We start from the raw sequence: 22,998 nt of genomic DNA, 5'->3' as shown, positions 1-22,998 counted from the left end.
GGCAAGCCTCCGGGGATGCGAAATCCTCCTTACTTTAAGCCATGGGCTTGCACTTGCAAGAGAGTGGCATTAGCGGAGGACGCGGCGGGCGAACGACCTCGGGGTGAACGTCCGCACGACCGCGCTCAGCCGCCCCTTGCCCGTGGTCGCGTAGGGCCTGACGCTGCGTCTGACCAGCCCGCGCCACCAGGTGCGCGGCGGCGCGACGATCTCGGCGGGCGCCTCGACCCTGAACCGCGCGGGCGGTCCGCCCAGGTCGAGTTCCAGGTAGGCGTCCCAGGTGCCGGGTCCCAGTCTGCCGAGTGCCTGCCGCATGGCGAACGTCCCCCCCTCCTCGACCTCGACCGGCTCGCGCCACTCCTTCCCCGACCACCGCTCCCGCCACACCAGGTGCCGTACGGCCCGCGTCCCCGGCGCCGCCGAGCCGACGCTGACCCGCCCGTCGAGCGCCAGCCGGTTCCCGGCCGTCCAACGGGTCCCGGTCAGCCGGACGCGGCCCGGCACCCGCACCACGTGTCCGCCGACGTCGAGGCTGAGGTTGCCGTGCGACCTGGTGAAGTACGGCAGGGCGACGACACCGCCGATCATCCGGGGGGCGGGCCGGGTGACCGGCTCGTCCCGGTCGGCGCCGAGCCGTACCAGACGGGTGACGCCCTCGCACTCGACGTTCAGATAGACGTCCCAGACCCCGGAGGACAGCGTGGTGACGTCCACGACGGCGCTGAAGCCCTCGTGGTCGCCGCCGACCGGGAACACCCGCTCGACCGGGCGCCCACGGTCGCCCTCCACCGCGCCGCCGCGCAGCCGCAGCACCAGGTCGAGGCCGCCCGCGACGAGGTCGGGGCCCCCGTCCCGTTCGAGGGCGTCCAGCGCGACCCGGCCCGTGACGACCAGCCCGTCCCGCGGGTCCCAGTCCAGGCCGGTCAGCCGCCTGCGAACCACGGCCGACTCGATGTGCGCGAGCCGTACCAGGCGGTCGACGTCCTGGAGGGCGGCGACGCGGCCCCGGTCGATGGGGTTGAGGCGTTCGCGGACGCCGTCGGTCAGCCACCGCTCGCACATGTCGGCGACCTCGGCGGCGATCTGCCTGCGCGTCTCCTCCCCGGCGTCGAGGAAGGGCCTGCCGAGGTTGCTCAGCGCATCCATCCTGAAGTGCCGCCCGAGCAGGTGGTCGCGCAGCGCCCCGGGACGCACGTGGCCGACCATCAACTCGACCGACTTCTTGATCATCCGAATCCAGGCGACCGGGTCGCGGCTGCCCGGCTGCTGCATGATGCTGCTGCCGTCCGGCCTGGCGACCAGGTGGTAGCAGTCGTAGTCGGCGACGACGGAGATCACCTCCGCGTGGCAGTAGGCGTGGGTGGTGAAGAACACGTCCTCCCCGACCAGCAGCGTCTCGTCGAAGCGGATGCCGTACCGCTCGATCATCTCCCTGCGGAAGAGCTTGAAGCAGCTCAGGCTGTTGTAGACGCGGCTCTCCTCCAGCGTGACCCGCTCGGCGTTCTCCCGGAACATCGAGACGGGGGCCCTGCGGTCGTGCCCGACGATCTTTCCGAGCACCATGTCCGAGCCGTTGCGCTCGGCCATCGCGAGCATCCGTTCGAGCGCCTCGGGGCCGAGGTAGTCGTCGGCGTCGCAGAAGAACACGTACTTGCCCCTGGCCAGGGCCAGGCCGACGTTGCGGGGACGGCCCGCGCCGCCGGAGCGCTCCACGCGGACGACCCGCACGACCCCCCGGTGGTGGGCGGCGTAGAGGTCGAGCAGTTCGGCGCCGCCGTCGGTCGAGCCGTCGTCGACGACGATGATCTCCCTGTTGACCCGCTGCACCAGCAGCGAGGTCAGGCACCTGTCGAGATAGGGGCGGCAGTTGTGGACCGGGACGATGACGCTGACGTCGATGTCGGGGTGCTGCGTCTCCTCCCGCGCGGCCCAGCGCCCGGGCCCCGCGGCCTCGTCTCCGGCCGCCCGCTCACCGCTTCCCGCACGGACCGCTCGAATGATCGTCCCCGTCACCGCTGTGCCCCCCGTCGGTTACTCAACGTCACGCAGCGTTCCAGTATGTGACGATGGGCCGCGCGTGTGGGGCGGATCCGGTTTCTTGGCCCTCTCCGCCTTCGCCCGGCCTCGCCGCGCCTGGTGAAAACCCCCTTTTTCTTACGGCTTCGCACGGCTTGGCGTTTCGCGCGTCTTGTCGCCTTGTCGCCCTTTGGTACCTCCGGCCCGTCACCCTGTGTCGTCGCGCCGGAGCCTCCCGAGTTCCTCGACCGCCGCCAGCGCCGTCCGCCACGGCTTGGAGCCGTTCCAGGCCTCGTTCGCCGGGTCGAGGAGCACGCGCACCCCCTCGGCGCGCAGCGTCTCGACACCGCGCAGGAACGGCAGGCGGGAGGCGAGGGCCGCGTTGACGAAGGGCACGACGACCACCGGGATGCCCAGGCCGGGGGCCTCGGCGAGCAGGCCGAGCGCGTAGGTGTCGGCGATCCCCTGGGCGAACTTGTTGACGGTGTTGTAGGTGGCCGGGGCCACGACGATCGCGTCGGCCCTGGGCGGCTTGGGCTCGTCCGGCCTGCGGTAGCGACTCTTGACGGGACGCCCGGTCAGCTCCTCGAAGGCGGCGACGTCGAAGAAGCCCAGCGCCGAGGGGGTGGCGACGACCTGGACCTCCCATCCCTCATCGAGGGCCGCCGCGACCAGGTCCTGTGCCGTGGGGGCCGCTCCGGCCGCGCAGACGATCACATAGAGGACGCCCTTGGGCGCCGGGGGACGGTTCATGGAACAAGTCTCGGACACCCGGAAACAGCCTTGGAGCCGGGACGGCTATCGACATCTCACCCAAAATCACGAAAAATCCGTATGTTTCCGTGTGACTTGCCCGGGAATTTCCATGCCGTTCCGTTATGAGAAGAAACCCGTGTGGCCCGTGGGACGTCTTTTCCAACAGGAGGGCACATGGCAACACTCGACGATCTTGTGGACGCGGACCTCCTTCTGGAGCTGCTCCTCGTCGAGGCGTTGCACGTCGAGGCCGAGCGCCTCGCGGCCGGCCGAAGGACCGGCCCCGACTCCGGCGAGGGGAGCCGGGGCCTCGGGTCCACGCCGCGCCGCCCGCGGGGTCAGTGAAGGTGGATCATCCCCCGGGCGGCCATCTCCTCGATGTACCTCGCCCAGTCACGTGTGATCTTGTTCTCGAAGTCGGCGTGCACCGCCTCACGCTCCCGCGCGGTCAGGTGCTCCCGCTCCCCTCCGGGGTAGGTCACCGTCGCCCCCTCCGGTGAGCCGTCCAGCAGGAACAGGTAGCCGCGCCTGCTGACCTCCAGGAACATGCCGAACGTCGGCAGCTCCTGGATCTCGCGCAGCGCCGCCTCCCAGTCCACCTCGACCCCCTGCCAGCTGTTGTCCCGTTCGGCCAGCCACCGGGTGAGGTCGCTGAACCAGACACCTCTGCGGCCGGGGTTCTCCTTGACGTGGAAGTGGGCCACCGCGAAGACCCCTTCCGCGTTCTCCGAGACCTGGCTCCTGGGGACGAGCGGCGGCGCGACGACGTAGGCGGCCTCCGCGGTCGCGGCGTCCTGCCGGGAGTCGGGCCAGGGCAACGCGAAGACGAGCCAGTACGCGGGTTCCTGGAGCTTTCTCAGTTCCTGCGAGGTTGGAGAGGTCATATGCGGTTTCTCCTTTGGGGGCTGAGATCACCGTACTGATCGAACCCCCAGTAACCCGGAGAACCACCAAAAAACCATCGTGTTAACGGGCGAGGGCCGCCAATTCCCTCAGAACAACCGGCCAAGCCTCACTTTCCGGGTCAATAACCACAAAATGCCCGGCGCCGGGAATCCGTACCAGCGAGGCCTCGGGGTGGGCGGCGACGTAGGACTCGGAGACCTCGACGGGCACGCGCTCGTCGTCGGTGCCGTGCACGAGCGTCACCCGCCCGGCGCCGGGGCGCAGCCGTACCGGATCGAGGTCGGGGCGCTCGTCCGGCGGACGGCCGAGGAAGTCGGCGACCGCGCCCTCGTCGAGGTCGAGCCGGTGCGCGAGCCGCAGGTCGGCCACCGGGGCCAGGGCGAGGACCGCGGCCTCCCCCGGGCTCGCGAGCAGGGCCAGGTGGCCGCCTGCCGAGTGACCGGCGACCACCATGGGACCGGACGCGGGACCGAGCGCGGCGAGCGCGGCACGGACGTCCTCGACCGCCGCGTCCGGACGGCCCGGCTCGCGGCGGTACTCGACCGCGGCGACGTTCCAGCCCGCCTCGCGCAGCGCGTTCGCCATCGGACGCAGGTGGACCCGGTCGTACTCGGGACGCCAGAACCCGCCGTGGACCAGCGCGACCGTCGGCCCCGGCCCGTGCCACAGGTCGCTCACCTGGTCGGGAGCCGGGCCGTACGCGACGGTCTCGTCAGGACCGGGCGCGTGCCTCCCGAGGACCGACCTGTCCTCGCTCACGACGACCTCACGACGACCTCACGACGGCCTCATGACGGCCTCACGACCTGCGCCTGAGCCCGGCCAGGCCCGCGACGACCGCCCCGGCCAGTACGGCCGCCGCCCCGGCGAGCAGCCGCTGCTGGGCGCGCACCCGGCGCCTGACCTGGGCGTAGGGCACCGTGGAGAAGGAGACCAGCTCGTACCGGGACACATAGCGGCCGGGCAGCGCCCGCTCCAGCCGGTGCTCGACCCCCTTGACCAGCCGGAACACCGGAGAGGCGACCTTGTCGCGCATCTCGATGAAGTTGTCCAGGGCCATCTCGGCGATCGCGTCGGCGTTCTCCTTTCGCCGCCGCTCGAACAGCGGCAGGGCGCTGGACCAGGAACCGCCGGTCTCGTCGAGACACTGGTCGAGCACGACCACGTCCTCGAAGCCGCAGTTGGCTCCCTGGCCGTAGAACGGCACGATCGCGTGCGCCGCGTCACCGATCAGGCCGACCCTGCCGTCCGACTGCCAGGGCGCGCAGCGGACCGTGCCGAGCAGGCCGACCGGGTTGTGCGTGTAGTCGTCGACCAGGGTCGGCGCCAGCGGCACCACGTCCGGGTAGTTGGCGCGGAAGTGGCGTTCGACGGCCGCCGGGCTGCTCAGCGAGGCGAAGCTCCCGGTGCCGCCGGTCGGCCAGAACATCGTGCAGGTGAAGGACCGGTCGGGGTTGGGCAGCGCGATCATCATGGACGTGCCGCGCGGCCAGATGTGCAGCGCGCCCGGGTCCAGCGCGAACTCCCCGTCGACCGCGGGGATCGTCAGCTCCTTGTAGCCGTAGTCGAGGAAGTCCAGGCTCTCCTCGATGTCCCGGTGCGCGAGCAGCTGCCCCCGTACGGCGGAGCCCGCCCCGTCCGCGCCGAGCACGACGTCGGCGACCGTCTCGACCGGCCCGTCGGCCGTCTCGAAGGTCATCGCCCCGGTCGCCGGGTCGAGCCCGGTCAGCCGGTGGCCGAAGAAGACCTTCACCCCGGGGGCGGCCTCCGCGGCGTCCAGCAGCGTGTTGTTGAGCGCTCCCCGGCTGATCGAGTTGATCGCCATCTCGCCGTCGTGGCTGTAGGGCTGGAAGTCGAGCGGGCCGCTCACCGGGTGGATCATCCGGCCGCGCATCGGCAGCGCGTCGGCCATGACCCGCTCCTCAAGGCCGATCCTGCGCAGGGCGTCCCGGCCGCGCTCGGAGATGGCCAGGTTGATCGACCGGCCGCGCTCCGGTTTACCGGTACGCGGGTCGGGGCGGCGCTCGTAGACGGTCACGTCGAGGCCGCGACGGGCCAGATAGCAGGCGAGCAGGCAGCCGGTGAGCCCGGCGCCGACGACGGCAACGGTCACGACTCCTCCTGGACACAGTCGGCCAGCGCGACGGCGGCGCGCCAGCAGTCGTGGTAGGTCGAGTAGAGCGGGGTCGGCGCCATCCGGACGATGTCCGGCTCACGGGCGTCGGTGACGACCCCGTGCTCCCGGCGCAGCCGCCAGGCCAGCTCCGCGGCGCTGCCGCTCCCGATCCGCAGGGAGAGCTGGCAGCCCCGGCGCCCCGGCTCCCGCGGGGTGACCACGCTGAGCGGCCGGGAGGGGACGACCACGTCGAGCAGGCTCTCCAGGTATCCGGTGAGCCGCACGCTCCGGGCCCGCAGCTCGGCCATCCCGACCTGGTCGAACAGTTCGAGCGAGGTGCGCACCGGGCCCATGGCGTAGATCGGCGGGTTGGAGATCTGCCAGGCGTCGGCGGTCGCGGGCGGCCGGGAGACCGGGGCCATCTGGAAGCGGGTCTCCTGCTCGGTGCTCCACCAGCCCTCGAAGCGCGGCAGCGTGGGGTCGCCCAGGTGCCGCTGGTGGACGAAGACGCCGCCGAGGGCGCCGGGCCCGGAGTTGAGGTACTTGTAGGAGCACCAGGCGGCGAAGTCCGGTCCCCACTCGTGCAGGCTCAGCGGAACGTTCCCGGCGGCGTGCGCCAGGTCCCAGCCCACGACCGCCCCGGCCGCATGCCCGGCCGCGGTGATCGCGGGGATGTCCATCAGCTCGCCGGTCAGGTAGTTCACCCCGCCGAGCATCACCAGCGCGACCGTCTCGCCCTCCCGGGCCAGGAAGTCGAGGACCTGCCGCCCGTCGCGGAGCCGTACCACCGTGGTCTCCGGGTCGAGGCCGTGGAAACGGGCCTGGCTGCGCACCGCGTAACTGTCCGAGGGGAAGGCCGTGTCCTCGATGACGATCTTGGTGCGCCGCCCCCCGGGCCGGTAGAACGACACCATCAGCAGGTGCAGGTTGACCGTCAGCGAGTTCATCACCACGGTCTCCTCGGGCAGCGCGCCGACCAGACGGGCGGCGGGCTCGGTGAGCAGCTCGTGGTAGGGCAGCCAGGGGCGCTCGGCCTCCATGTGACCCTCGACGCCGAGTCTCGCCCAGGCCTCCAGGTCGGCGAGCAGCTCCGTCCTGGTCGCCCTCGGCTGCAGGCCGAGCGAGTTGCCCGCCAGGTAGGCGCTCTCCGGGTAGTCCCCGCCCTCCGCCGGCGGGACGAGGAAGAGGTCCCGGTTGCCGGGATCCTCCGCGTCGCGCCGCAGCGCCTCCTCCTGCATCTCCTGGATCGACAGGCCGGTTCTCAACGAGTGGGTCATACGTCTCTCTCTTCACACGTGGGCTACGAACCGGCCGCGGCGAGGTGCGGGCCGCTGGTTCCCCCATGATGACGGCGTACAGCGGAGCAAAGGAATGCCATATCAACGGGTGTATCTGGATATAGGTGCTGATTGGTGCTTACATTGCGGCTTTCACCTTCCGAATGGAAGGGCACCGTACGAGATGGCATCCTGATGCGGTGATCCGCCCAAGGCCGTCCCTCCCTCCGCCCCCTCCCACGGCCTCCTCCGGGATCACCCCCGCGACCGTCTCCGGAACCGATCTCCCGACGGCCTCCGGGGTCGCGCCCGTGGCTCCCTCGCCCCTCACCGAGCTGTGCGACCCCCGCCTCGCCGGGGCCGGTGTACGGCTGCTCCTCAAACGTGATGATCTCATCCACCCCGATCTTCCGGGCAACAAGTGGCGCAAGCTCCGATACAACCTGACACGGGCCGCCGAACTGGGACACGACACGCTGCTGACCTTCGGGGGCGCCTACTCCAACCACCTGCGGGCCGTCGCCGCGGCCGGTGCCCGCTTCGGGTTCCGGACCGTCGGGGTCGTGCGCGGGGAGGAGCACCTGCCGCTCAACGAGGTCCTGGCCTTCGCCGTCGGGCGTGGGATGCGGCTGACCTACCTCGACCGCACCACCTACCGGGCCAAGCACACCGCCCCCGTGGTCGAGACGCTGCGGGAACGGTTCGGCCGGTTCTACCTGCTGCCCGAAGGCGGCAGCAACGCGCGGGCCGTACACGGCTGTGCCGAACTGCCCGGGGAGATCGCCGTGCCGTACGACGTCGTCTGCTGCCCGGTCGGCACCGGCGGCACGCTCGCGGGCATCGCCGCAGGCCTGGAGCCCGGACGGCGGGCGCTCGGCGTCTCGGTGCTGCGCGGCGGAGGGTTCCTCACCGAGGAGGTCACCCGCCTGCAGACCGAGGCGTACGGCCACGCCTCCGGCAACTGGTCGATCGCCCTCGACTTCCACTCGGGCGGCTACGCCAGGAGCGACGCCGCCCTCGACGCGTTCGTCACCGACTTCACCGCCCGGCACGGCCTGCGCCTGGACCGGATATACGTGGCCAAGATGATGCGGGCGATCTTCACGATGACCGGGGACGGCGCCTTCCCGCCCGGCACGGTGCTCGTCGCCGTCATCACCGGCCCCATGACCCCTCCCCCCGGCTGACCCGGCTCAGCTCCGGGCGGCGCGTTCGATCGCCACCCCCACCCCGTCGAGCAGGTGGTTCAGGCCGGCGCGGAAGTCGTCGTCCGGCCCGGCCCCCGGGTTGGGGGCGAACACCCCGGCCCGCACGGCGCCGGCCAGCGCGGGGAACCGGCCGGGGTCGACCAGCTCGGTGAGCAGGACGGCGTACGCCTCGTCGGCCCCCTCCCCCGGTTCTGCGGCCATGGACGTCAGGAGCTGGGCCGCGCCACGCACGTAGTGCGTCACCAGCATGACCACCGAGATCCGGGTCCGCAGGTCCAGCGGTGTGCCGCCGAGGGTGCGCAGTGCGGCCTCCAGCCAGGCGAGCTGGCCGGGATCGGCAGGCGGGGAGTTCACCAGCTGGACGATCCACGGATGCCGCGCGTAGACGCCGAACAGCTCGACGGCCCACCGGGTGAGTGAGCCGCGCCAGTCGGCCGGTGCCGTGTCGAACTCCGGCGGCGGCCCGGGGGCGGCGTCCAGCATGAACAGCTGCAGGTCGTCCTTGCCCGCCACATGCCGGTACAGCGACATGGGCGCGCAGCCGAGCCGTTCGGCGAGCCGGGCCATGGACAGCGCGGCCAGCCCCTCCTCGTCGGCGAGGGCGACGGCCGCCGCCACGATCCGCTCCAGGCTGAGCGCGGGCGCGCGTCCCCGCCCCTTCGGCTTGGCCCGCCCCCACAGCACGTTCAGCGCGTGCGGCAGCTCGTTTCCGGTGTCGTCCCGCATTCCAGGAGCCTATCAGTTTGCGTATCTCATACGCCTTGCGTAGGACATACGCATTGCGTATAGAGTACGCAATGAGCGTATGTCATACGCATCCCACTCAACCCCCTTGGAGTCGTCATGCACACGACGATCGACAGCCCCCAACCGGCACCGGCCCGCCGCCGTCCGTGGTGGAGACGCCCCTGGACGGCGCCCCTCGGCCTGGTCATGGCCGGGTTCCTCGCGTTCTCGCTGCCGCCGTACCTGACCGGTGACCCGTCGCAGTCCCGGGTGCCGCAGCCGGAGGGGTTCGGCCTGCACTACCCGCTGCTCGTGGCACACGTGCTGTTCGCCACGATCGCCATGGTCACCGCGTTCTTCCAGGTGTGGCCGTGGTTTCGCAGGCGGCACCCGGTGTGGCACCGGCGCGCCGGACGGGCCTACGTGTTCGCCGGAGTGTTACCGGCCGGGCTGACCGGCCTGGTCATCGGGGCGCGCTCCCCGTTCGGGCTGTTCCTCGCGGTCAGCGACGTGCTCCTCGCCCTGCTGTGGCTCACCTTCACCGTGGCGGGCTGGCGCGCCGCCCGCGCCCGCCGGTACGCCGGTCACCGGCGCTGGATGCTGCGCAGCACCGTGCTGACCTACTCCATCATCACCAACCGGGTGTGGACCGCGATTCTGATCATCGTCCTGCCCCCACTGCAGGACACCGTCTTCCACGGCGACCCCGACCTGATGGCGTGGACGATCTCCGGCCTGTCCGGCTGGCTCGGCTGGACGGTCCCGCTGCTGATCGTGGAGTGGTATCTGGAGCGCGAGGTGGCCCGCCGTGGCCGCCGCACCGCACTCGCGACCTGACCCCGAACCCCGGAACCACCGCAGCCGGTTCCGGGGCGTTCGCCTCACGACTACCCCGAACCCCAAAACCGCATATTTCCCGCTATTCGCGGGCATGCCATCCGGCGTCGAGTACGCCTCCATCCGACCACGACACGAGGACGACGGACATGCGGCTCACCCTCGCCACCGACCCCGCCTCCCCGGACCGCCCCAACGAGGACTTCGTCGGGGTCACCTCCGGCGCGGTGGTTCTCCTGGACGGGGCGGGCGTCCCGAGCGGCATGGAGTCCGGCTGCTCACACGGGGTCGCCTGGTACGCCCGCACGCTCGGCTCCACCCTGCTGGCCGAGGTGACCCAGAGCGCCGCTCCCCTGGCCGAACTGCTCACCAGGTCGATCAAGACCGTCGTCTCGCTGCACGACTTCACCTGCGACCTGTCCCACCCCGGCACCCCCTCGGCCACGGTCGCGATGCTGCGCCGTACGGACGACACCCTGGAATGGCTGGTGCTGGCCGACTCCGTGATCATCATCGACACCGGTACGGCGGAGCCGACCGTGCTCAGCGACGACCGGCTCGAACGGACCGGCGTGCTCCACCGGACCGAACTGGACGCCCTGACGAACGGAACCCCCGAACACTCCGAGGCGCTACGCCGCTACATCGAGATCATGCGCTGCCACCGCAACCGTGAGGGCGGCTTCTGGGTCGCCTCGGCCGACCCCCTCGCCGCCGCACGCTCCCTGACCGGATCCGTCCCCGCCGAACGGGTACGGTCCGCGGCCCTGCTCAGCGACGGCGCCTCCCGCCTGACCGACCTCTTCGGCCTGGCCACCTGGCGACAGCTCCTCGACCTCCTCACCCGCGACGGCCCGCAAGGACTGATCGCCCAGGTCCGCGCCGCCGAACACGACGACCCGTACGGCTCGAACCGGCCCCGCCACAAAACCCACGACGACGCCACCGCCGCCCTCTGGACGTTCCGGTGAGCCCTCCCCTTCGGCCGGATCGCGGCTCGATCGAGACGTCCCGGTGTCCTCGGCCCTTCGCCCACGACGGCCCGCGGCCAGGCCGTTCCGACACGGTGGCGGTGTCCCCATGTCCGTGCGAAGTGCCTGCCCGACCGGGGACACTGGAACGGTGTCTGAGACCTCCCGTCCCGCGCCGCCCGTGACCAACGTCTCGATCGTGGTCCTGACGTTGGCGCACCAGGTCGAGGCGGAGCTGAACAGGGCTCTGGCGCCGTTGGATCTGACGGTGAGCAGGCTGGGGCTGCTGGCGCACATCAAGGCCGTGCCCGGGGTGTCGTTCAGCGACCTGGCACGCATGTCGGGGATCACCGTGCAGAGCGTGCACACGGCGGTGAAGACGCTGGAACGAGCGGGACTGGTGCGCGACAGCAGTGCCCGCGCCGGCTCCGCGTCGGTCATCGAGGTGACAGCCGAGGGCGCGCGCCTGCTACGAGCGGCACAGGAAGCGGCAGACCAGGTGGACGAGCACCTGTTCGGCCCGGACTCCGATCCGACGCGCCGACGGGTGGGCGAGGCCATCCGGGCCGCCTTCCGTACCGCCGGCTGATCCCTCCTCGGCGGCCTGACCGCCGTACGTCTGCGAACCCCATCTTTCAGGCTGACTGAAGCATGGTCTAGGCTTCAGCCAACCTGAAGGTCGAAGGGAGACATCCGTGCTGGAAGACCTCCTGCTGGTGGTACATGTCCTGGCCGCCATCGTGTTCGTCGGCGGCTCCGCCGTCGCGACGAGCCTGTTCCCCCGCTACGCGCCTCTCGCCGCGGCCGTTCCCCCAGACGCCCCATCCGACCAGGGAGAACGCAGTCCCGCTGTCGCGACCGCGATGCACCGCATCACCCGGGGCTACGCCGTGGCCGCTCTCGCCGTTCCCGTGGCCGGTCTCGTCCTCGCGGCCGTGCAGGGCCGGACGGGAGAGATCTGGATCATCCTGTCGATGGTCCTCACCGCAGGAGCGGCGGGCCTGCTGGTCACCCAGATCGTCCCGCGCCAACGTGCGGCACTCGACACCCCCGGCCCGGCCGCACCACTGCGCAGGCTGTCCATGCTCGCCGGGCTGTACAACCTGATCTGGGCGGTCGTCGTGATCATGATGATCGTCCGCCCCGGATCCGAAGCATGAGCTGTGCGCCTCTCGGCATCCCGCGCCGGGCAGGAAGGAGCCATCCTGACGAGTCCCTCCCCAGGCCAGGCGTGACCGGAGCCTCCGCCCCCGAGCCCGCCCGATACGCCGAAGGCTCCGGAAGTGGAACCGGTGTGGTTCCCGCCGGCCGGGCCGCCCCGCACGCTGACCGAACGGCGGCTACGGCACGCGTCACCGACTCCCGGCTACTGGATGGAGACGCTGCCGATGAACTCCCACGTGTTGCGCTGCTCGGGCCCGAGAGCGCCGAGTATCCGGCTGTTGCACCTGTCTCCTCTGTAGAGGATGGCCGCCGTGTTGGTCCGGTTGGTCGCCGAGAGCCGCCCCATGACGGTGTAGCAGCCGCTGGGGTTGTGGTGGCGACGGCCGTTGATCCACAGCGTGCCCTTCGCCGCCCAGGCCGAGCCGGACGGAACCACGACCACGGCCGTGGCGGCGACGACGGTGGCCAGGGCGGTGGTGAACAGAGGGCGGGTCAGGCGCACGGGATGGTCCTTCCGTGAGGTGGATGACCTCACGGAACATAACCAGCCATGATCAAAAGTAGTCGATCGATCGCCCAGTGTTTCGGTAAGGGCGCCGCCACCTCCGCCCACACGACCCTTCAGGCCACCCCCGCCTCCTCCACTCGGCCCGGTCCACAACCGGTGTGGGCGGGTCCCTTCATCGGCGCGGACGAGTAACCCCGCGCCTCCCCATCACGGCGGTTTCGGGAAAAAGAAAGAGCCTCGGATACCTGGGGGCCTACAAGGGAACCGAACCCTGACTGAGGTTACAAAGTCTTGGTACGCGGCCTGCCGAGGTCACGTATGACCCCGGCTTGGGTAGCGTGATCATTACAAGGCAGGTTCTCTGTCGGAGACAGAAAAGGCTGAACATGCAGGGCGGGCAGGCACCCTTATGGCGGGTAGGCCTTCGTGGCCTCTTGCAAGGAGCCGTGGGAGGTTTCCTCGCAAGCCTCCTCGCTCTTTGGTTCCACAACCACGACCTTTGGCCCCTGGACACAGTCTTCAACTGGCAGAGCGTCATCGGCTACACGGTGTTGTTGGGTTGGATCAGCGGCTTCGGCGCGGTCCTCACCGAGCGCAGACGTCGAAAGGCCGTGGCCAAGGAGACAGGCGAAGCAGCAACTAAGTCAAACACGTGACACGGCGGTGAAGGACGAGCCGATCCACAGAATCCGTACCAGGTCAAAGGCGCCGGACACTCCGGAACGACAGGTGATCCCCTCGCCAAGACCGTCGGGATCCTGGACCATGTTCACGATCCTCCTGTATTGGACCGGTCGTCGCATGGGCGCTTCCCTCCGGCTTCGGAGCTCGCCGAGCCGTACGAGAACAGGTGAGACGGAAAACGAAGATCGAGAGCTAGGGGCACGTAGGTGACACACAGCCGAGGGAAGAACCAGAAATGACAAAGGCCCAGGTCAGGGGCATGCCCCTGACCTGGGCCTTTGCTTCACGAGCCGACGAGGGGAATCGAACCCCTGACCTACAGTTTACAAGACTGTTGCTCTGCCGATTGAGCTACGTCGGCATGGTCAACTGATGAGTGTAGTCGGCCCGCACCGTGGACGTCACCGACGGAGCCCCCGAAACGCCGATTTCCGTACAGCCGGGCCGCCGCGAGACTGCGACGGCCAAGAGACAGCCGGAGCGGTACAGGACGGGCGGACGCCACCCCGCCGGGAAAGGTCAGCGGCGGCGGTGGCGGGCCACCTCGTACAGGGCGATGCCCGCGGCGACACCCGCGTTGAGCGACTCGGCGGCGGCGTGCATGGGAATGCGCACCACCAGGTCGCAGGACTCGGCGACCAGGCGGGACAGGCCCTTGCCCTCCGAGCCGACCACGACGACCAGGGGACCGTCGAGGAGGTTGGCCTTCTCCAGGTCAACGCTGCCCTCGCCGTCGAGGCCGACGACGAACAGGCCCGCCTCGCGGTACTCCCGCAGAGCGGAGGTCAGGTTGGAGGCCCGGGCGACGGTCAGGGTGGCCAGCGTGCCCGCCGAGGTCTTCCAGGCCCCTCCGGTGACCCCGGCCGAGCGGCGGGAGGGAACCAGCAGGCCGTGGGCGCCGAAGGCGGTGGCCGAACGGGCGATGGCGCCGAGGTTACGCGGGTCGGTGACACCGTCGAGCGCGACGATCAGCGGAACCTCCCCGGCCTCCTGGGCGATGCGCACGAGGTCGTCGGGGTGGGCGTACTCGTACGGCGGGATCTGCAGGGCGACGCCCTGGTGGATGCCGCCTTCGGTGAGCCGGTCCAGCTTCTCCCTGCCGACCTCAAGCAGCGCGATGCCCCGCTCGGCGGCGAGCCGTACGGCCTCCTTGACGCGGTCGTCGTTGTCGATGCGCAGGGCGACATACATGGCGGAGGCGGGCACACCAGCGCGTAGCGCCTCCAGGACGGGGTTGCGCCCGCCGATGTACTCGGGAGCGTCCTCGCTGCGCCTGGCACGCGTCTGCGGGCGCTGGGAGGTGGTCCTGCCGGTGCGCTCCTCCCGCTCGACCCGCTCGGCCCTGGCCTTGTCCTTGTGCCAGTGCCTCATGTGCGCCGGCGGGGTCGCCCCCTTGCCCTCAAGGCTTCGGCGCTTGTTACCGCCCGTGCCCTTGGTCGGACTCTTCTTCTTCGCGGGTCGTCCGGACCCTCTACCGCCAGCAGCCATGGTGTCTAGGGTATGGCCTGCGCCTACCGGGAAAGTTCCCAGCGCGGTCCCTGGGGGGTGTCCTCGACGAGAATGCCCGCCTGGGCCAACTGGTCACGGATGCCGTCGGCCGCCACGAAGTCCTTACGGGCCCTGGCCGCCTGACGCTGCTCAAGGGCCACCCTGACCAGCGCGTCCACGGTCGTACGCAGGCCGGAGTCGTCGCCGGAGGAGCGCCACTGCTCGGAGCGCGGGTCGAGACCGAGCACGTCGAGCATGTTCTGCGTCTCGGCCAGGAGCCTGGCCACCTGCTCCTTGTTGCCCTGGGCCAGGGCGACGTTGCCCTCCTTGACCACCTCGTGCACGACCGCCAGCGCCTGCGGGGTGCCCAGGTCGTCGTCGAGCGCGTCGGCGAACGCCTGGGGCAGCGGCGCGTGGGCGTCCACGTCGTGGATCACCTCGGCCGCCCTGGTGACGAACCCCTCGATGCGCTGATAGGCGGCGGCGGCCTCGGCCAGCGCCTCCTCGGAGTATTCGATCGCGGAACGGTAGTGCGGGGCGGCCAGGTAGTAACGCAGCTCGACCGGGCGGACCTTCTTGGTCACCTCGGGGATCAGCAGGGAGTTGCCGAGCGACTTGCTCATCTTCTCCGCGCCGATCTTGAGCATCCCGTTGTGCATCCAGTAGCGGGCGAAGCCGTCCCCGGCCGCCTGCGACTGGGTCAGCTCGTTCTCGTGGTGCGGGAAGATCAGGTCGACGCCGCCGCCGTGGATGTCGAAGGTCGGGCCGAGATACTTGGTCGCCATGGCGGAGCACTCCAGGTGCCAGCCGGGACGGCCGCGCCCCCAGGGGGTCGGCCAGGTCGGCTCGCCGGGCTTCTCGCCCTTCCACAGCGCGAAGTCGCGCGGGTCGCGCTTGGCGGAGTCGGTGTCGGTGTCACCGGCCGCCCACATGTTCTCCAGGCGCTGGTTGGACAGCGAGCCGTACCGGTCGGCGTAGGAGACGACGTCGAAGTAGACGTCTCCGTTCGAGGCGTAGGCGTGACCGGCGGCGATGAGCCGCTCCATCAGCTCGATCATCTCCGGCACGTGGCCGGTCGCCCTGGGCTCGACGGTCGGCGGCAGGCAGCCCAGCACCTGGTAGGCCCAGGTGAAGGCGCGCTGGTTGCGCTCGGCGACGACGAACCACGGCACGCCCTCGGCCGCCGCGACCCTGATGATCTTGTCATCGATGTCGGTGACGTTGCGGCAGAACGTGACGTCGTACCCCGACCGGATCATCCACCGGCGCAGCACGTCGAAGTTGACGCCGGAGCGGATGTGCCCGATGTGCGGAGGAGCCTGCACGGTGGCACCACACAGGTAGATCGACGCCCGGCCGGATTCGACCGGAACGAACTCGCGGACCGTACGTGCGCTGGTGTCGTATAGGTGCAGGCTCACGGAGGAAAGGCTAACGCCTTACCTCACCTCACAAGCCGTGTTACGAGACGTTGGGGCTTGGCGACGGCACTTTTTATGGCAACGAGGGCGAATGTCGCCCCACGCATTCCCCGGTCACCCGTGCAGATGCACCTTTTCCGGGATCACTCGGACGATCAGCCGCTGCGTGTCAGGACGAGATTCCTCCCAGGCCTTGCCGGTGTATTTGTGCGCCAGCTCCTGGATGAGAGAGCCCGTCGGGTCCTCCGTCACCGTGACCCTCCCGCGCACCTCCGCGTAGCGGTAGGGGTTGGCGTGGTCGATCACCACGACGGCGGTCCTGGGGTCGCGGGCGAAGTTACGGTCCTTGCGCCGCCCCCTGACCGTGGAGAACACGATGTCGTCACCGTCGGTCTTCACCCAGATCACGCTGGCCTGCGGGCTGCCGTCCTCGTTCAGACTCGTCACGGTGGCGAAGTTCGCCGCGTCGAAGAGCGCCCGCACGCCATCGGATAGTTCGGACAACTTTCCTCCTTGTCGTGCTTCGATGCACAGATCATGCCAGGTGTCGATTCTGTAGGCTCGGAGCGCCATGGACGTGAAATCCCCCGCGGCGGCAGGCCCCGCCTCCCGCCCGTCCTCGATCCCGCCCGCCCAGCCGAGCAGGACCGCCGTCGCGCTGCGCCGTACCGGGATCGCCCTGGTCGGTGTCGGTGTCGCCGCGCTCGCCGCGGCGGCGTGTGTGCTCTCCTTCGAGGACCTGCGGGCCCTCGCGATCACCGGTGAGGCCCCCGCGGACCTCGCCTACCTCTATCCCGCCGCCTTCGACGCGCTGCTGGCCGTCGCGCTGATCGCCCTGCCCCTGCTGCGGGGCGCGCGCTGGCCGATCCGGCTGCAGGCGGGCGCGGTCCTGGTCCTGCTCTTCGCGGGCGCGGTCGCGGCCGAGACGGCCACCGCCGTACGGGCCACGGTCGACGTACGGCGTGCCGCGGTGGTCGTGGCCGTCTTCCCCTGGGTGGCGCTGTTGCTCGCCCTGTGGCTCTGGCTGCTGCTGATCAACCACGCGGCGGCCAGACGGGCGGCGGCGAACGCCGTGGACACGACGCCGGAGAGCGGTGCCGGCGACATCGTGCCCTTCCCCGACGGAGACCTGCCGACCGCCGAGTACCCCGTCCCACTCGCCCGGCCGGAGCATCGGGACCACCCGGGGTGGCACGAGGAGCCGGTGCACCACCGGCCTTCCGAGGTGGTGCTCGACCCGCAGGCCGCTCCCCCTCTTGATCCGGCGCCGCACCACACCCCGTCCGCCGCGCCTCCCGCCTCCGACCCGGTCGTCGGCCCGACGGCCGCCCCGGAGACTCCCGAGGTCCCCACCGCGCCGGAGACCCCCGATCCGGTTCCCGCCCCCCGCGCGGAGGCCGACCCGGACAGGCCGCTCCGCTGGGGCGATCTGGTACGGCCTCACCCCGGCGACCAGCTCGTCCACCCGCCGCGCTCCGCCGTACAGGAGGAGCCCGAGGGGCGGGTCAGCGAGCGGGTCGAGACCTGGGAGGCCGAGCACCCCGGCCAGGCCCCGGAGAAGGCTTCCGAGAAGGCTCCGGAGGAGACCACGGGGAAGGCCACAGGAAAGGCCACAGAGGAGGACGAGCGGCCCGGCGACGAGGATCCGGGCGAGGACACCCAGCCGATGGCCGCGGCGACCGACGAACCGGATGAGCCCGGCGGCGCCAGGAGGCGGCGTGCGACCGTCGTCGATGACGACGACCTGGACACCACGATGCCCGACCTGGAGGTCGTGCCCGGCGAGGAGAGCGCCGCGCCGCCCTCCGGGCGGATGCGCAGCACTCCCGTCCCCCCGCAGGAATAGCTTCGGGAACAGGCGAATCGGGCCGGCTCCGGGGCCTTGGAGGAGCCGGCCCGGTCTGGGGGCCGCGTTGACGCGGACGGTGTCGTCCCCGCGCGGGTCAGACCCTGGATCGCCTCATGCTCGCGACCAGGCCGACGCCTACGGCGGCGAGGACGACCTGCATGACGAGTTCGATCCAGTCGATCCCGTTCGTGGTCGCCACCCCGAGCACCTGGGCGATGGCTGTGCCGATCAGCGCGGCGACGATGCCGACCACGACGGTCAGGACCCATCCGATCGGCTGTCTACCGGGAAGCAGGAGACGACCCAGGGCGCCGACGACGGCGCCGATGACGATGGCCCCGAGAATGGATGCGATGGTCATATCGTGAACCTCCCAGTGAGGTGACCTTCACGCTCACGGGAGATCGGCTACCCCCTACGTCACGGATATTCCTGGGAACGGCAAAATTCCGGCTCAGTGCGTCTTCCTCGCCTGCATCTGAACCACCAGCAGCACTCCGATCACCGCGAGCGCGAGCTGGATGATGTGCTCCCACCAGTTGATGCCCCTGGTGTGGGTCAGTCCGAGCGCCGCCGCGATGGCGGTGCCGATGAGTGCCGCGACGATACCCACGATGAGCGTCAGACCTATCGACAGGTTCTGCCGCCCGGGAACTATCAGACGGGCGAGGGCACCGATGATGGCACCAATGACGATCGCGGCGATGATCGAGCCAATCATGTCCGGCTCCCCCCGATGACGAGACATGGTTAATAAGGGGTTACCCAGGACATTCGCCGATCATTCCGGAAAAGAAGGTGGCCCGTACCGCGCCAGTAAACGGGCCACCTCGAATGCGGCGACGGGTCTTCACGCGCCACCCGCCGGAACGCTTTCGCGCTCCGTATCAGGAGACGCCCGGCTCCGGAGAGTGGTTGACCACTATCGCGGTCGCGATGGCCGCGACGCCCTCGCCACGCCCCGTCAGCCCGAGACCGTCGGTGGTGGTGGCGCTGACGCTCACCGGTGCCCCCACGGCGGCGCTGAGCGCCCTCTCAGCCTCCGTACGGCGTGGCGCCAGCTTGGGACGGTTCCCCACGATCTGGACGGCCACGTTGCCGATCTCGAAGCCCGCCGCGCGCACCTGCCTCGCGGTCTCCTGAAGGAGGGCGACGCCGGAGGCGCCCGCCCAGCGAGGATCCGCGGTGCCGAAGAGACCGCCGATGTCGCCCAGGCCCGCGGCCGACAGCAACGCGTCGCAGGCGGCGTGAGCCGCGGCGTCGCCGTCCGAGTGCCCGGCCAGACCGGTTTCGCCCGGCCAGTGAAGTCCCGCGAGGTGCAACTCGCGGCCCGATGCGAACGGGTGGACGTCGACTCCGACGCCCACCCGTGGAAATGTTGTGTTCAGGAGTTGAGAACCTCGTCGAGCAGGGCCTCGGCCTTGTCTTCGTTGGTCTTCTCGGCGAGCGCGAGCTCGCTTACCAGGATCTGCCTCGCCTTGGCGAGCATACGCTTCTCTCCTGCGGAGAGCCCGCGCTCCTTGTCACGCCGCCACAGGTCGCGAACGACCTCGGCCACCTTGTTGACGTCACCGGACGCCAACTTCTCCAGGTTGGCCTTGTAGCGGCGGGACCAGTTGGTGGGCTCTTCGGTGTGAGGCATGCGAAGCACGTCGAAGACGCGCTCAAGGCCCTCCTGGCCGACGACATCGCGAACACCGACGAGTTCGGCGTTGTCAGCCGGCACCTGGACGGTAAGGTCGCCCTTGTCGACCTTGAGAACCAGGTAGGTCCTTTCCTCACCCTTGATGGTTCGGGTCGTGATGGCCTCGATCCGAGCAGCCCCGTGGTGGGGGTAGACGACAGTGTCGCCGACCTGGAAAGTCATGTGACAAGTACCCCTTCCGCTGTACTCAAGAGTACCACGTATCCACAGCCTCCCGGAACAGTGAAATCACCATAACTGCAGGTCAAAGCCGCATATTAAGGCTTGACAAGTGTTCGACTCTGTGAATCAGCGCTGTGAAAGGCCTCCACGACCTGCGGACCACACCTCCCCACGATGGGGCGGGTCGGCGGAAAACCTGGCGAAGTCCACGGATAGGGTTGGCTCTGCCATAGCCTCGTGTTTGACAAGGAGTACCCGCGCCGTGACCCGCAACAGCCGTCACTGGGCGATCGCCGCCGCCGCGTTCCTCGCAGCCGCCCCGGTCCTGGCCGGCTGCGGTGCCGGGTCGGACGCGATCACCAGCATGCCCTACACCCCGACCGAGGCCCTCAGCGTCCAGGTCAAGGGCATCGCCGTCTCCCAGGCGTTCTTCCTGGGCCCCGACTCCGGCTCGAAGCTGGCCGAGGGCGGCGCCACGCCGCTCTACCTGTCGCTGCTGAACACCACCAAGGAGGCCGACCAGCTCATGGGCCTCGGCGTCGACCCCGCCTTCGGCACCGCCAAGGTCGTCTCCCCGGTGAACCTGCCCGTCCAGCAGCGCGTCAACGTCGGCAAGCCGACCCCGACGATCATGATCGAGGGCCTCAAGAAGCCGCTCAGCGGCGGCGAGAGCATCCCGGTGCAGCTGCAGTTCGCCAGAGCGGGCGTCATCACCCTGACGGTTCCGGTCATCACCCGCAGCCGCGAGTTCGCCGACCTGCCGCAGGCGCCCGCCTCGACCGCCGGCGCGAGCCCCTCAGCCAGTGCGAGTCCCTCGCCGAGCACGAGTCCCTCGGCCGGCGCGACCGACGCCGCACCCGCGGACCCCAGCGATCCTGCCGAGCCCACGGCTCCGGCCACCAGCGCTCCCTGACTCTGTCTCTTTGCTCCGCCTACGGCGTCGCGGGCTTGGGCGCTTTCGAGTCGGCGCTTTCCCTCGTCACTCCGTCGCTGCGCTCCTGCGTTCCTCAGTCCAAGCACCGACGCGCCCAAGCCGGACACCCCTCACATTGAGGGCCGACGTGCCCAAGCCGGACGCTCCTCACGCTGAGGGCCGGTAAAGCACAAGAGCGAAACTCTTCTGTTTGGCGCCGGTAAAGCACGGGGTGGAAAACGCTCAGTGTTCGAGGCCTGGGAATATAACGATAAATCCGGAAAGGGGCGCAACCCAAACGGGTTGCGCCCCTTTCCGGATTTTTGGTTAATCCTCGGCGGGGTCGAACTTGTAGCCGAGGCCCCGTACGGTGAGGATGCAGCGGGGGTTGGAGGGGTCGGCCTCCACCTTGGCGCGCAGGCGCTTCACGTGTACGTCCAGGGTCTTGGTGTCACCGACGTAGTCGGCGCCCCAGACGCGGTCGATGAGCTGGCCTCTGGTGAGCACCCGGCCCGCGTTGCGCAGCAGGACCTCCAGCAGCTCGAACTCCTTCAGCGGGAGCTGCACCTGGTCGCCGCGGACGGCGACGATGTGGCGGTCCACGTCCATCCTGACGGGACCGGCCGACAGGACGGCCGATTCGAGCTCCTCGACGTCGCCCTGGCGGCGCAGTACCGCGCGGATGCGGGCGACCAGTTCCCTTGAGGAGAACGGCTTGGTCACGTAGTCGTCGGCGCCGAGTTCCAGCCCGACGACCTTGTCGATCTCACTGTCCTTGGCGGTGAGCATGATCACCGGGACGTTGGAACGCTGACGGAGGGAACGGCAGACCTCCGTGCCGGGCAGTCCCGGCAGCATCAGGTCGAGCAGCACCAGGTCCGCGCCGTTGCGGTCGAAGGTGTCCAGCGCCTCGGGGCCCGTGGCCGCGACCGCGACCTCGAAGCCCTCCTTGCGCAGCATGTACGACAGGGCGTCCGAGAAGGACTCCTCGTCCTCGACAACAAGCACGCGAGTCACTGCGCGGCCTCCAAGGGGATGGTGGTGTTACCGGGTACGGCAGCCGCCGCGCCGCCGAAGGCGGGCAGGCGAAGTGTGAAGGTGGAGCCCGACCCTTCCTTGCTCCACACCGTCACCGTGCCGTTGTGGGCGGCGGCGACGTGTTTGACGATGGCCAGGCCCAGGCCCGTGCCTCCGGTCGCGCGTGAACGGGCGGCGTCCACGCGGAAGAACCGCTCGAAGATCCGCTCCTGGGCGCTCTCCGGGATGCCGATGCCCTGGTCGCTGACGCTTATCTCGATCGAGTCGCTGTGCGGCCCGGCGGTCCGCGCGCTGACCACGACGCGGGTGTGCTCGGGACTGTAGGCGACGGCGTTGTCGATGAGGTTGCGCAGCGCGGTGACGAGGAGGTCGTCGTCGCCCCATATGCGCAGCCCCTCCGCGCCTCCCGCGACGAGGGTGATGTCCTTGGCCGCGGCCGTGGTGTTGCAGCGGTCGATGGCCTCGTGCACGACCTCGTCCACGGGGACGGGGCCCGGGGTGGGGATGGGTTCGGCCCCCTGGATGCGGGACAGGGTGATGAGGTCCTGGACGAGGTAGGTGAGCCGGGCGGCCTCGTGCTGCATGCGCCCGGCGAACCGGGTGACGGCCTCGGGGTCGTCCGCGGCGTCCTGGATGGTCTCCGCGAGCAGCGAGAGCGCGCCGACCGGCGTCTTGAGCTCGTGGCTGACGTTGGCGACGAAGTCACGCCGTACGGCCTCGACCCTGCGGTGCTCGGTCTGGTCCTCGGCCAGCACCAGCACCTGCCCGTGCGACCCGAGCGGGGCCACCCGTACGGCGAAGCTCGTCGAGTCCTGGCCGAACTTGTGGCCGGCGACCTCGATCTCGCTCTCGCGGATCTCGCCGTCCCTGCGCACCTGCCTGGCCAGCGCGAGCAGTTCGGCCGCCATCAGGTTCTCGCCCCTCACCAGGCCGAACGCCCGCGCGGCGGAACTGGCCCGCAGCACCCGGTCCTCCTTGTCGAGCACGACCGCCGACGACGGCAGGACAGCCAGCACCGAGGCGACGCCCTGCGGCAGCGTGGCGGGCTCGGGTGAGTCCGACGTCGTGGGAGCTCCCCGCCCCACGTTCTGACGGACGACCATCACGGCCAGCGCCCCCACGACGAACCCGGCCAGGGCGGCCAGACTCGCCATCAGTTCACTCACATGCTCCTCCTGTCCGCTTCAACGTCCTTGATGGTAGGCGGGGCTTTCCCCATTGGGGCAGCTCATGAGGGCATGACCAAGGCCTTT

At 70.0% G+C, this 22,998-nt stretch carries 25 protein-coding genes and 1 tRNA gene; 8 read left to right on the top strand and 18 right to left on the bottom strand.

Annotated elements, in window-relative coordinates; translation table 11 throughout:
• Nucleotides 1–69 precede the first annotated feature (69 nt).
• Both ABZ463_RS30185 and ABZ463_RS30180 read right to left on the bottom strand, forming a co-directional pair.
• Nucleotides 70–2,013: a glycosyltransferase family A protein gene (locus tag ABZ463_RS30185; RefSeq protein ID WP_352014693.1), complete on the bottom strand. Its 1,944-nt coding sequence runs from the start codon at nucleotides 2,011–2,013 to the stop codon at nucleotides 70–72.
• 210 nt (nucleotides 2,014–2,223) lie between these two features.
• Entirely contained in the window at nucleotides 2,224–2,769 is a 546-nt protein-coding gene (locus ABZ463_RS30180) for a flavoprotein (RefSeq protein ID WP_362781238.1), read from the bottom strand.
• A 177-nt stretch (nucleotides 2,770–2,946) separates the two neighbouring features.
• Between ABZ463_RS30180 and ABZ463_RS30175 the strand changes: the two genes are divergently transcribed.
• Entirely contained in the window at nucleotides 2,947–3,117 is a 171-nt protein-coding gene (locus ABZ463_RS30175) for a hypothetical protein (RefSeq protein WP_352014691.1), read from the top strand.
• Here ABZ463_RS30175 and ABZ463_RS30170 read toward each other — a convergent pair.
• The 4 genes from ABZ463_RS30170 to kynU form a co-directional block, all read right to left on the bottom strand.
• Nucleotides 3,111–3,656 carry a hypothetical protein gene (locus ABZ463_RS30170; RefSeq protein WP_352014690.1) on the bottom strand — a complete coding sequence of 182 codons (546 nt, stop codon included), beginning with the start codon at nucleotides 3,654–3,656 and terminating at the stop codon, nucleotides 3,111–3,113. The genes ABZ463_RS30175 and ABZ463_RS30170 overlap by 7 nt on opposite strands.
• An 82-nt stretch (nucleotides 3,657–3,738) precedes the next feature.
• The gene (locus ABZ463_RS30165) at nucleotides 3,739–4,437 is read right to left on the bottom strand and encodes an alpha/beta hydrolase (protein ID WP_352014689.1); all 699 of its coding nucleotides are present in this window, start codon (nucleotides 4,435–4,437) and stop codon (nucleotides 3,739–3,741) included.
• A gap of 40 nt (nucleotides 4,438–4,477) precedes the next feature.
• A complete protein-coding gene (locus ABZ463_RS30160; protein WP_352014688.1) occupies nucleotides 4,478–5,791 on the bottom strand; it encodes an NAD(P)/FAD-dependent oxidoreductase in 1,314 nt (437 codons plus the stop codon).
• Nucleotides 5,788–7,071 carry a kynureninase gene (gene kynU, locus ABZ463_RS30155; protein WP_352014687.1) on the bottom strand — a complete coding sequence of 428 codons (1,284 nt, stop codon included), beginning with the start codon at nucleotides 7,069–7,071 and terminating at the stop codon, nucleotides 5,788–5,790. Before kynU ends, ABZ463_RS30160 begins: the two co-directional genes overlap by 4 nt.
• Nucleotides 7,072–7,382: 311 nt before the next feature.
• Here kynU and ABZ463_RS30150 point away from each other — a divergent pair, with 311 nt between their 5' ends.
• On the top strand, nucleotides 7,383–8,258 hold the full coding sequence (locus tag ABZ463_RS30150; RefSeq protein ID WP_362781234.1) for a pyridoxal-phosphate dependent enzyme: 876 nt from the start codon (nucleotides 7,383–7,385) through the stop codon (nucleotides 8,256–8,258).
• 6 nt (nucleotides 8,259–8,264) lie between these two features.
• Here the strand turns inward: ABZ463_RS30150 and ABZ463_RS30145 are convergent, their stop codons facing one another.
• Entirely contained in the window at nucleotides 8,265–9,005 is a 741-nt protein-coding gene (locus ABZ463_RS30145; protein ID WP_362781232.1) for a TetR/AcrR family transcriptional regulator, read from the bottom strand.
• A gap of 117 nt (nucleotides 9,006–9,122) precedes the next feature.
• On the opposite strand from ABZ463_RS30145, the gene ABZ463_RS30140 reads away from it, so the two are divergent.
• The 4 genes from ABZ463_RS30140 (at nucleotide 9,123) to ABZ463_RS30125 (ending at nucleotide 11,973) form a co-directional block, all read left to right on the top strand.
• Nucleotides 9,123–9,842, top strand: a complete 720-nt coding sequence (locus ABZ463_RS30140) for a DUF2306 domain-containing protein (RefSeq protein ID WP_352014684.1) — start codon at nucleotides 9,123–9,125, stop codon at nucleotides 9,840–9,842.
• Nucleotides 9,843–9,991: 149 nt separating this feature from the next.
• Nucleotides 9,992–10,813 carry a protein phosphatase 2C domain-containing protein gene (locus ABZ463_RS30135; protein ID WP_362781230.1) on the top strand — a complete coding sequence of 274 codons (822 nt, stop codon included), beginning with the start codon at nucleotides 9,992–9,994 and terminating at the stop codon, nucleotides 10,811–10,813.
• 151 nt (nucleotides 10,814–10,964) lie between these two features.
• Nucleotides 10,965–11,402, top strand: coding sequence for a MarR family winged helix-turn-helix transcriptional regulator (locus ABZ463_RS30130; RefSeq protein WP_352014682.1), 438 nt, complete (start codon nucleotides 10,965–10,967; stop codon nucleotides 11,400–11,402).
• A gap of 106 nt (nucleotides 11,403–11,508) precedes the next feature.
• Nucleotides 11,509–11,973, top strand: coding sequence for a hypothetical protein (locus ABZ463_RS30125; protein ID WP_362781228.1), 465 nt, complete (start codon nucleotides 11,509–11,511; stop codon nucleotides 11,971–11,973).
• Between the two features lie 206 nt (nucleotides 11,974–12,179).
• Here ABZ463_RS30125 and ABZ463_RS30120 read toward each other — a convergent pair whose 3' ends face one another.
• The 5 genes from ABZ463_RS30120 to ABZ463_RS30100 all read right to left on the bottom strand — a co-directional run bounded on the left by ABZ463_RS30120 (nucleotide 12,180) and on the right by ABZ463_RS30100 (nucleotide 16,582).
• Complete coding sequence (locus tag ABZ463_RS30120; RefSeq protein WP_362781226.1) at nucleotides 12,180–12,479, bottom strand: hypothetical protein; 300 nt, start codon at nucleotides 12,477–12,479, stop codon at nucleotides 12,180–12,182.
• A gap of 978 nt (nucleotides 12,480–13,457) precedes the next feature.
• Nucleotides 13,458–13,530, bottom strand: a tRNA-Thr gene (locus ABZ463_RS30115).
• Between the two features lie 158 nt (nucleotides 13,531–13,688).
• Nucleotides 13,689–14,657: a 23S rRNA (guanosine(2251)-2'-O)-methyltransferase RlmB gene (rlmB, locus tag ABZ463_RS30110; RefSeq protein WP_352014679.1), complete on the bottom strand. Its 969-nt coding sequence runs from the start codon at nucleotides 14,655–14,657 to the stop codon at nucleotides 13,689–13,691.
• Between the two features lie 23 nt (nucleotides 14,658–14,680).
• Nucleotides 14,681–16,078 carry a cysteine--tRNA ligase gene (gene cysS, locus ABZ463_RS30105; RefSeq protein WP_362781224.1) on the bottom strand — a complete coding sequence of 466 codons (1,398 nt, stop codon included), beginning with the start codon at nucleotides 16,076–16,078 and terminating at the stop codon, nucleotides 14,681–14,683.
• A 114-nt stretch (nucleotides 16,079–16,192) separates the two neighbouring features.
• The gene (locus tag ABZ463_RS30100; RefSeq protein ID WP_352014677.1) at nucleotides 16,193–16,582 is read right to left on the bottom strand and encodes a PPOX class F420-dependent oxidoreductase; all 390 of its coding nucleotides are present in this window, start codon (nucleotides 16,580–16,582) and stop codon (nucleotides 16,193–16,195) included.
• A gap of 67 nt (nucleotides 16,583–16,649) precedes the next feature.
• Between ABZ463_RS30100 and ABZ463_RS30095 the strand changes: the two genes are divergently transcribed.
• Entirely contained in the window at nucleotides 16,650–17,924 is a 1,275-nt protein-coding gene (locus tag ABZ463_RS30095) for a DUF2637 domain-containing protein (protein ID WP_362781221.1), read from the top strand.
• A gap of 97 nt (nucleotides 17,925–18,021) precedes the next feature.
• Here ABZ463_RS30095 and ABZ463_RS30090 read toward each other — a convergent pair whose 3' ends face one another.
• From ABZ463_RS30090 to ABZ463_RS30075, 4 genes are all read right to left on the bottom strand, one after another.
• On the bottom strand, nucleotides 18,022–18,288 hold the full coding sequence (locus tag ABZ463_RS30090) for a GlsB/YeaQ/YmgE family stress response membrane protein (protein ID WP_352014675.1): 267 nt from the start codon (nucleotides 18,286–18,288) through the stop codon (nucleotides 18,022–18,024).
• A 93-nt stretch (nucleotides 18,289–18,381) separates the two neighbouring features.
• On the bottom strand, nucleotides 18,382–18,648 hold the full coding sequence (locus ABZ463_RS30085; protein ID WP_352014674.1) for a GlsB/YeaQ/YmgE family stress response membrane protein: 267 nt from the start codon (nucleotides 18,646–18,648) through the stop codon (nucleotides 18,382–18,384).
• A 166-nt stretch (nucleotides 18,649–18,814) separates the two neighbouring features.
• Nucleotides 18,815–19,294 carry a 2-C-methyl-D-erythritol 2,4-cyclodiphosphate synthase gene (ispF, locus tag ABZ463_RS30080; protein WP_362781219.1) on the bottom strand — a complete coding sequence of 160 codons (480 nt, stop codon included), beginning with the start codon at nucleotides 19,292–19,294 and terminating at the stop codon, nucleotides 18,815–18,817.
• A 17-nt stretch (nucleotides 19,295–19,311) separates the two neighbouring features.
• Nucleotides 19,312–19,794 (bottom strand): CarD family transcriptional regulator, encoded by a 483-nt coding sequence (locus ABZ463_RS30075; RefSeq protein WP_012887713.1) that lies wholly within the window; start codon nucleotides 19,792–19,794, stop codon nucleotides 19,312–19,314.
• Nucleotides 19,795–20,056: 262 nt separating this feature from the next.
• On the opposite strand from ABZ463_RS30075, the gene ABZ463_RS30070 reads away from it, so the two are divergent.
• On the top strand, nucleotides 20,057–20,707 hold the full coding sequence (locus ABZ463_RS30070; RefSeq protein WP_352014672.1) for a copper chaperone PCu(A)C: 651 nt from the start codon (nucleotides 20,057–20,059) through the stop codon (nucleotides 20,705–20,707).
• A gap of 327 nt (nucleotides 20,708–21,034) precedes the next feature.
• Here the strand turns inward: ABZ463_RS30070 and ABZ463_RS30065 are convergent, their stop codons facing one another.
• A complete protein-coding gene (locus ABZ463_RS30065; RefSeq protein ID WP_352014671.1) occupies nucleotides 21,035–21,724 on the bottom strand; it encodes a response regulator transcription factor in 690 nt (229 codons plus the stop codon).
• Complete coding sequence (locus ABZ463_RS30060; RefSeq protein ID WP_352014752.1) at nucleotides 21,721–22,899, bottom strand: ATP-binding protein; 1,179 nt, start codon at nucleotides 22,897–22,899, stop codon at nucleotides 21,721–21,723. The genes ABZ463_RS30065 and ABZ463_RS30060 overlap by 4 nt, the downstream gene beginning before the upstream one ends.
• Nucleotides 22,900–22,998 lie beyond the last annotated feature (99 nt).

This window comes from Streptosporangium sp. NPDC020145, assembly GCF_040631275.1.
In the GTDB taxonomy this organism is placed as follows: Bacteria; Actinomycetota; Actinomycetes; order Streptosporangiales; family Streptosporangiaceae; genus Streptosporangium.
This window is presented reverse-complemented; position numbering and strand designations above follow the sequence as displayed.

Coding starts and splice junctions, on each gene's coding strand:
- ABZ463_RS30180 (WP_362781238.1), bottom strand. CDS start 2,769: ATGAACCGTCCCCCGGCGCCCAAGGGCGTCCTCTATGTGATCGTCTGC.
- ABZ463_RS30175 (WP_352014691.1), top strand. CDS start 2,947: ATGGCAACACTCGACGATCTTGTGGACGCGGACCTCCTTCTGGAGCTG.
- ABZ463_RS30170 (WP_352014690.1), bottom strand. CDS start 3,656: ATGACCTCTCCAACCTCGCAGGAACTGAGAAAGCTCCAGGAACCCGCG.
- kynU (WP_352014687.1), bottom strand. CDS start 7,071: ATGACCCACTCGTTGAGAACCGGCCTGTCGATCCAGGAGATGCAGGAG.
- ABZ463_RS30145 (WP_362781232.1), bottom strand. CDS start 9,005: ATGCGGGACGACACCGGAAACGAGCTGCCGCACGCGCTGAACGTGCTG.
- ABZ463_RS30140 (WP_352014684.1), top strand. CDS start 9,123: ATGCACACGACGATCGACAGCCCCCAACCGGCACCGGCCCGCCGCCGT.
- ABZ463_RS30135 (WP_362781230.1), top strand. CDS start 9,992: ATGCGGCTCACCCTCGCCACCGACCCCGCCTCCCCGGACCGCCCCAAC.
- rlmB (WP_352014679.1), bottom strand. CDS start 14,657: ATGGCTGCTGGCGGTAGAGGGTCCGGACGACCCGCGAAGAAGAAGAGT.
- ABZ463_RS30095 (WP_362781221.1), top strand. CDS start 16,650: ATGGACGTGAAATCCCCCGCGGCGGCAGGCCCCGCCTCCCGCCCGTCC.
- ABZ463_RS30090 (WP_352014675.1), bottom strand. CDS start 18,288: ATGACCATCGCATCCATTCTCGGGGCCATCGTCATCGGCGCCGTCGTC.
- ABZ463_RS30085 (WP_352014674.1), bottom strand. CDS start 18,648: ATGATTGGCTCGATCATCGCCGCGATCGTCATTGGTGCCATCATCGGT.
- ABZ463_RS30075 (WP_012887713.1), bottom strand. CDS start 19,794: ATGACTTTCCAGGTCGGCGACACTGTCGTCTACCCCCACCACGGGGCT.
- ABZ463_RS30060 (WP_352014752.1), bottom strand. CDS start 22,899: ATGGCGAGTCTGGCCGCCCTGGCCGGGTTCGTCGTGGGGGCGCTGGCC.